The 4,190-nt window shown below is 60.1% G+C and carries 5 protein-coding genes and 1 tRNA gene; 2 read left to right on the top strand and 4 right to left on the bottom strand.

All coding sequences use genetic code 11. From position 1 onward, the window contains the following. Window positions 1-212 precede the first annotated feature (212 nt). The 3 genes from J0I64_RS02570 to J0I64_RS02560 all read right to left on the bottom strand — a co-directional run bounded on the left by J0I64_RS02570 (window position 213) and on the right by J0I64_RS02560 (window position 1,613). Window positions 213-1,079 (bottom strand): TraB/GumN family protein, encoded by an 867-nt coding sequence (locus tag J0I64_RS02570; RefSeq protein ID WP_291406061.1) that lies wholly within the window; start codon window positions 1,077-1,079, stop codon window positions 213-215. 123 nt (window positions 1,080-1,202) lie between these two features. Continuing rightward, a complete protein-coding gene (locus tag J0I64_RS02565; RefSeq protein WP_291406060.1) occupies window positions 1,203-1,508 on the bottom strand; it encodes an ETC complex I subunit in 306 nt (101 codons plus the stop codon). Between the two features lie 28 nt (window positions 1,509-1,536). After that, window positions 1,537-1,613: transfer RNA gene (locus tag J0I64_RS02560), tRNA-Pro, on the bottom strand. A 102-nt stretch (window positions 1,614-1,715) separates the two neighbouring features. Here J0I64_RS02560 and J0I64_RS02555 point away from each other — a divergent pair. Further along, a complete protein-coding gene (locus J0I64_RS02555; protein ID WP_291406059.1) occupies window positions 1,716-2,459 on the top strand; it encodes a phosphatase PAP2 family protein in 744 nt (247 codons plus the stop codon). Here J0I64_RS02555 and metC read toward each other — a convergent pair. Further along, window positions 2,441-3,619, bottom strand: coding sequence for a cystathionine beta-lyase (metC, locus tag J0I64_RS02550; protein WP_291406058.1), 1,179 nt, complete (start codon window positions 3,617-3,619; stop codon window positions 2,441-2,443). The two genes, J0I64_RS02555 and metC, sit on opposite strands and share 19 nt — an antisense overlap. 226 nt (window positions 3,620-3,845) lie before the next feature. Between metC and J0I64_RS02545 the strand changes: the two genes are divergently transcribed. After that, on the top strand, window positions 3,846-4,190 hold a 345-nt coding region (locus tag J0I64_RS02545), incomplete at its 3' end, for a transporter substrate-binding domain-containing protein (protein WP_291406057.1).

The following is a 4,190-nucleotide window of genomic DNA, read 5'->3' as shown; positions in this document are numbered from 1 at the left end:
TGGAAGCCTTTGCAACGCTTTACAGCCAGTTCGCCGCCATCATTCGCGGCGAAGGCGCAGCCTACGAAGGCCTCCTGCCGACCATGGCCGATGGCGTCGAAGGCATGCAGTTCATCACCGCTTCGGTGCAGTCCAGCCAGAACGATAGCAAGTGGACACGTCTTTCCGACGTCTGACCTATTGGTCGCCCGGCCTTTGCGCCGGGCGACCGACTACTGCACGCGTTCGCTGGAAAAACCCTTCTGTTCCAATAGCGTAACGACACTGGTCGGCCCGACAAGATGCCCGGCACCGACGACCAGAAACGCCTCTTCATTGTTCGCGAGCATGGTTTCGATCTGGGCGACCCAGTTCTCGTTCCGCTGCGTAATCAGCCGGTCCATGAACGCGTCGCCATAGGCCCCGAGATCGGCAAAGAAGATATCCGCCACCACTTCGGGCGTTCCCTCGAGCCAGGCGGCCACCATGCTGTCGACCATTTCGGCCAGCGTATCGGTCTCGCCAAGCGTCGCTACCAGCATCTGTATCTGGTCTGCCTCGCTGCCGCCCGCAATCGCCTCGATCTGCTGCTCGGCGGTTTCCAGAAAGCCCTGCCGCTCCGCCGGAATTTCGCTGACCAAAATGGTCTCCACCCCCTGCGTCGGGTTGTATCCAGCCGCCGTCAGCGCCGCGACCGAGATCGTGCTCGCTGCCATCCAGGGCTGCATGGCCAATAGGGTAGGGACGGGCACGGCATAGGTTTCTGCAGCCGAGCGGACCTTGCTCATCAGCTTGCTGTCGATACGCTGGTTGAGGAGCAGCCCGTCGCGCGCAAAACCCCGCTCCATGGTGAGCGCCAGGATTCGCGTTTGCGCCTCGGTGCCGAGATCGGTCTCGAAATAGATGCGATCGGCTTCGTCGATCAGGTTGTCGAAAATCTCAGTCCGCCACTCCATGCCGTGCGGCAGCATGTGGATCGAGCCGAAAAGCCAGACGGAACTGTCCTCGTCGCTGACTTTCCAGATCGCCGGCGCGGCGCTGGCGCCGCAGGCGAAGGTCAGTGTGGTGGCCAGAACGGTGAGGCTGCGGCGAACAAACATGCGGGCTCTCCCTGTCGGTCGGACTGACCTAACGATAAAGGGAAAGAAGGGTCGGGGCGACAAAAAACGAAAGCGCCACAATTGCTTGTGGCGCTTTGCGGAATCTCTAGCAGACTCTGAAGCTCAGTGCGTCCAGGGGGTCTTGCGGTCGGACTTGAAATTGTCGGGGTAGCTCACGCGCTTTGGCGTGGCGTCATGCGCCGGCTGCACCGAATATTCGATGCCGTTGCGCTGCGCATAGGCCTCGGCTTCTTCGAGCGTCGGGAAGGAGAGCTTGATCTGCTGACGCATGTCTGAGCTGCTCGTATAGCCCATCAGCGGCTCGATCTTGCGAGCCACAACCGGCTCGTGCACCAAGATCCACTGCTTGGACTTGCCCTTGCCGGATTGCATGGCATTACGGGCAGGGCGGTAGATACGGGCGGTCATGCAAGGTCCTCAACATGATGCGTGCGAATGGTCGGAGTACAAAGATTCGAACTTTGGACCCCCGGTTCCCAAAACCGGTGCTCTACCAGGCTGAGCTACACTCCGACGTCGCGCCCTTCCGTTAGCGCGTTCGACATCAAAGGGCAAGGCCGGCAATGCGTTACCAAGCGCTATTGACGACGCCGTCGCATCCGCCCAAATAGGCGCATGGTTGACCTGAGCAAACGCTGGCCGTTGGGGCTCGATCGCCGAAACTGGCCGGACTATCTGGCTTTTTTCATCTTCGCCCTGTTCATTCTGCTCTTTTTTGACGTCTATGCATCGCGCAGTGCCATCGCCTGGCCTGTGGAATGGCGACAGCCATTTCAGTTCGTCACCCATTTCGGCCTGTCCGATTGGGTGCTGATTCCCAGCGCAATCATTTTTCTCGTCACCTTCATCGGTTTCCGATTCTGGAAGCGCACCTCGCGCTGGCGTCGCGCGTTGTATGAGGTCTCCCTGCTCTCCGGTTTTGTTTTTGCCGCCGTTGGGGGCACCGGGATTGCAGTCAATGTCCTCAAGCGTATCTTCGGCCGCGGCCGGCCTGGGGTTTTTGAGGAATATGGCGCCTTCGATTTCCACTATCTGCTGAACGACTGGACGTTTCAGAGTTTTCCATCCGGACACTCCACCACCGCCATGGCGACGGCCGTGGTCGTGGGCTTCCTTGCCCCGCGTTTCTTTCGGTTGTTCCTGATCATTGCCCTTGTGACGGGCGTGTCGCGCGTCGTGGTCGGTGACCACTATCCCACTGACGTATTGGCCGGTTTTGCCCTCGGCGCGCTCGGCACCTATGCGGTGCGCAATTATTTCGCCCGCCGGCAGTGGCTGTTCAAAGCCATGCCGGACGGGCGTGTGCGTTTTCGTGGTGTGCCGGCGCTCCGGCGGCTGTTTCAGCGCGCCGCAGAGTAGCGGTCAAAGCCGGCGCGCAGGTCGGCCTTTAGATCGTCCACGCCTTCAAAGCCGATATGGACGCGGAAGAGATTGCCTTCGTTGTCCCATGGGACCGCGGTGCGGTTCTGGGTGATCTTAACCGGCAGGCAGAGGCTTTCGTAACCGCCCCAAGAATAGCCCATCGAGAAAATCTTCATGTGGTCGACCAGCGCCGCGACGGCCGCCCGCGGACCCGGCTGCAGCACGAAGGCAAAGAGGCTGCCAGAGCCGGTGAAGTCGCGCTTCCAGAGCGCGTGGTCCGGGTGGCTTGGCAGGGCAGGGTGCAGCACCGAGGCGACTTCAGGCTGCTGTTCCAGCCAATGCGCGATTTCTAGTGCGCGTTCCTGGTGTGCCGCCATGCGGATGGAGAGCGTCTTGAGGCCGCGCGACACGAGATAGGCGTCGTCGCCCGAGGTAAAGAAGCCCAGCAGCGTCCGCACCCGCTCCACATCGGCCCAGGCCGCTTCCGTGGTCGAGATCGTGCCTGCAAAGGCGTCCGAGTGGCCAACGAACATCTTGGTGCCGGCATGGATGACGATGTCGGCGCCAAGCGCCAGCGGCTTGTGATAAAGCGGGCTGGCCCAGCTATTGTCGACGATTAGCCGCGCGTTGTTCGCATGCGCCGCTTTGGCGATCGCCGGAATGTCCTGCATCTCGAATGTCAGCGAGCCTGGGCTTTCAGCGAGCACTGCCCTGGTATTGGGCTGCATCAGATCGGCGATGCCCGCGCCAATGCGTGGATCATAATAGCGCGCCGAAATGCCCATCTGCTTGAGATAGCCATCGGCGAACTTGCGGCCCGGCTCGTAGGCACTATCGGTGATCAGGATGTCGTCGCCCGCCTTGAGGCAGGAGAGCATGGCGATTGTTATGGCTGCGAGCCCCGATGGCACGAGCTTGGTGCGATAGGCGCCTTCAAGCGCTGTCACCACTTCTTCCACACCCTCGGTCGTCGGGTTGCCGGCGCGCCCATAGAGATAGCGCTGTTTTTGTGCATCGAGATCATCGAGCGTCTTAAACAGCACGGTTGAGCCGCGATAGACGGGCGTATTGACGAAGCCAAACTGCTTGTCCGGATCGCGTCCCGCATGGGTCAGGATGGTTTCAAGAGAGAACGGGGTGGAGGGGAAACTATTCATGCCGGGTATGTGCTCAAAATCGGGTCAGATTCATCGTTTGGCTAAAAAAGAGACAGAAATGCTGTCTCATCACACCTTCTGCCCTTGACGTTGCCGTCGATAGGCGCTTGCATGCTTAACAGCATCTCACCGTCGCACAAAGGCGGGCGGTGCGGCCGGGGACGTCGAAACGCAAGTTTGGAAAGAATCTCCGGAATAAGAGGGTCAGGAAACAAAGGGCAAAAATATGCAAAAACAGCTCGTAACGCTCGCAGCGACGGCGATACTGAGTCTTTCGGCGGTTTCAGCTCAGGCCGCTATTCTGGACGACGTGAAGGCAAAGGGCTATGTACAATGCGGCGTAACCGGGGGTGTTCCCGGCTTCTCCGCTCCCAATTCCAGCAATGTGTGGACAGGTATCGAAGTCGACTTCTGCCGCGCTATGGCCGCGGCGATTTTCAACAACCCGGAATCGGTTCGCTTTACCTCTTTGACCAGCCAGGAGCGCTTCACCGCCCTCTCCGCCGGTGAGGTTGACGTGCTTTCGCGTACGACCACCTGGACTATGAGCCGCGACACGCAGCTGGGCATC

It is taken from the genome of Devosia sp., from assembly GCF_017307565.1.
Lineage (GTDB): Bacteria > Pseudomonadota > Alphaproteobacteria > Rhizobiales > Devosiaceae > Devosia.
Note: the sequence above shows the minus strand (reverse complement) of the source record. Positions and strands in the feature narration are given on the sequence as shown.